Annotated in this window: 4 protein-coding genes; 2 read left to right on the top strand and 2 right to left on the bottom strand. The window is 34.6% G+C overall.

Translation table 11 applies throughout. From position 1 onward, the window contains the following. Positions 1-189 precede the first annotated feature (189 nt). A complete protein-coding gene (locus AC1DVK_RS26625) occupies positions 190-375 on the bottom strand; it encodes a hypothetical protein (RefSeq protein WP_477627796.1) in 186 nt (61 codons plus the stop codon). Positions 376-671: 296 nt separating this feature from the next. Between AC1DVK_RS26625 and AC1DVK_RS26620 the strand changes: the two genes are divergently transcribed. Then, complete coding sequence (locus AC1DVK_RS26620; protein WP_410862413.1) at positions 672-1,328, top strand: GPP34 family phosphoprotein; 657 nt, start codon at positions 672-674, stop codon at positions 1,326-1,328. Between the two features lie 12 nt (positions 1,329-1,340). Beyond that, entirely contained in the window at positions 1,341-1,604 is a 264-nt protein-coding gene (locus AC1DVK_RS26615) for a MerR family transcriptional regulator (protein WP_089363280.1), read from the top strand. Positions 1,605-1,976: 372 nt separating this feature from the next. Here the strand turns inward: AC1DVK_RS26615 and AC1DVK_RS26610 are convergent, their stop codons facing one another. Beyond that, on the bottom strand, positions 1,977-2,234 hold the full coding sequence (locus tag AC1DVK_RS26610; protein WP_477627795.1) for a DUF2533 family protein: 258 nt from the start codon (positions 2,232-2,234) through the stop codon (positions 1,977-1,979). Positions 2,235-2,939 lie beyond the last annotated feature (705 nt).

The raw sequence follows: 2,939 nt of genomic DNA, 5'->3' as shown, positions 1-2,939 counted from the left end.
GGACATGGCGAGGTCCAAAAATGGCCTAACATAGTGGGCTCGTAGAGCCCCAATCTCCTAACTTCAGGCAAAAATTCAAAGGGAATCTCAAAAAGGGGTTCGGAATTTTTTAATTCCGAACCCCTTTTGTCTACAAACTGGAAGGACTAATAAATTAGCCCTTTTTTTATTATTGGCTGTTTTCACATACTATGTGCTATTTACCAGGTAGTGAGTTGTGGTTGATTTCCCCTCCAGATGATGCTCGCTTTCCTTGGTGCGGGCGGTGAGCCTCCTCGGCGTAAACGCCTGTGGGGTCTCACCTGTCCCGCTGCTCCCGCAGGAGTCTCGCACTTCCGCTCCAATCAACCTTAAATAGTTTCGTTTTAAAAACAACAATCACTAAGCCTTAATATCAAAAAAGAAGGGGCTGCCTCAAAATCGTGAAAAAATGATTTTGAGACAGCCCATTTTTTGCTCCCAAAATTAAATTTACTTGACACAAAAAGAAATAAAATGCATAGTTTAAATCATAAGTAGTAAGTAATAAGTGATAAGTAATAAGTGATAAGTAATAAGTGATAAGTAATAAGTGATAAGTAATAAGTGATAAGTAATAAGTGATAAGTAATAAGTGATAAACGGTAAGTCACATTATTGAATTGGACTAAAACTAATGAGAGGTGTTTTTTATGAAGGATATGGAAATTTCGCAAAAATATTTATTATTAGCACTAAATGATAAAGGCAGTGTTGCCGCTATTGGTAGTATGAGGGTTCGTGCTTTTATGGTTGCCAGTGGAATTTTAGAACTTATAGCAGAAGATATTGTTTCGTTTTCGGAGAATCAAGTGACAGTAAAACAAGATTTACCAAGTAATAAAGGGTATTTGGGTTCAATCTATAATATGATTTCCGAAGATAATTCAATATCCCTGAAAAAATTAGCAAGAGGAATAGTTACTAAACGAAATTTATTCAAGGAATTATTCAACGCAGTCGGTGATTCTTTAGTGGAATTGGATTTGGTCTCCAAAACAAATGCTGGCTTATTAGGACGATCCAACCACTTTATACCCAGTGAAGGTGCTAAAAAATTAATTGTAGAACAAATTCGTGCAGAATTATTAGAAGAGGGACCAGTTTCAACCGATACAGTTGTTCTTTCAAGTTTGTTAATAGGCAGTCGTATGTTGAAGAACTATTTCAGTAAATTCGAGGAAGAAGACCTTAATGACAAATTATCTATGCTTCGCAATGATACGGCTAACAAAGAAATTTTTGCAATGATTGATGCGTTATCACACACAATTACTACAATCATTGCTTCTGCTTCGGCAGGTTCATAAGGGGGGATTTAAGTGTCAAGGAGACGTTCATTAGAAGATATTTTGAAATCTGAGTATATATCTATCGGTGAACTGGCTCGAATAACTGATTTGAGATACAGTACATTAAAATATTATACCGAAGCTAATTTAATTCCATTTGAACAATTAGATGAAAACTTAACACGTCGTTACCCTCGAGAAGCAGCAGTGGAAAGAGTTGAGACTATTAAAAGCTTAAAGAAATCTGGCTTATCCATTGCGGAGATTAGAGATAAAATAGCGAAACAAAGTTAACAAAATATAACTTTTAGAGTATCGATTGGATTAAAAAAGGGTTACTACCTTAGAATCATTTCGACCGTGGAACAACTAATAATAGTAATAATAACCGGTTACACCCTTACCGTGGTGAAAACCGGTTATTTTTTACACACTCCTTAGCGTTGTAAATCCGTGTTTTGATGGCATGCCCATCAAGCTAACAACATAAATTACAAGAAAACCAACGAAAGTATTTTTTCAAAATTAACTCTTTTTATTAGATTAAAAGAAAAAGAGCCCTCATTTCTGGGGGCTATAAATTATCTTTAATATTTGATTAGGAGGTCGAGGGTTAACACCGATATTCGGTGCTTTTTCTTACGACTAAGAGATCAGTAAATTATTTTACTTTAATGACTCCACATATGAATGAACCATTTCTGGGGTAACTAATTTACGAGTAGGTATTAGCCTTTGGTTTGCAAGAACATTGATTTGCATAGTGATTTGATTAATATGGTCTGTTGTAAAATCCTTTTCAGCCTTACATAATTCTATAGCTCTTTGAATATAATCTTCACGTTGTTGKTCTAATAGGGAAAATTCAGTAAAAAGTTGATTTTGTTTTTGAGCATGTAACGTAAGGGCTTTATGTACACTCATTGTCCTTCACTCCTATAATTTTTTAAAATAGCTACTTCTATATTAACATCATTTTTTTAGCAATAGCAAAATCTATAAAAGATAAATCCAAAAGGTAGTTGATTCACGCATCGGATGTGATTATGAAAGAGGTCTGGAATACTGAAGTGAACCCAAAAAGTTAGACACTATATTTACTTAGTCCCTGCAAAAGAAGTGCAATAGAAAGTATATTAGAAGAAAAAAGAATGTTTTTCCAACCGGATTATAGGGGCGGAGAGCAAAAAGGGCTGAAAAAAATGAGGTTAGCAATGCGAAAAACGGTGAGAAAAACTAATACTGTCCTGGTATTGTTTAGTGGAGTTATAGATTCTACTGTTGGAGAAGACTTTCCAACATACTAAGGCTAGGCTGTGGAACCTGCTAGAATGTATAATACAGCAAATACCATAATTTAAAAATATATTGAACTTATTTTTATTAACTCATATAAATTTCATTGGGATATGCACGAACCGCAAAAATGATAAAAAGGATTTATCATAGTAGAGTGCTTGGTAAAGTGAGACCTTGAATCGTCTACACTTATCTGGACAGATATTTTAAGGGCAGCTACACTTAACTTATTACAGATAAGGAGCACTCAAAATGACGAAAAGAGAACGCCGTACATTCACTTCCGAATTTAAAAAACAGATGATTCAACTCTATCATTCAACTCTATCA

This window comes from Peribacillus sp. P4_B1 (assembly GCF_056402395.1).
The sequence above is the reverse complement of the archived record's forward strand: the minus strand, read 5'-3'. Positions and strand labels throughout refer to the sequence as shown.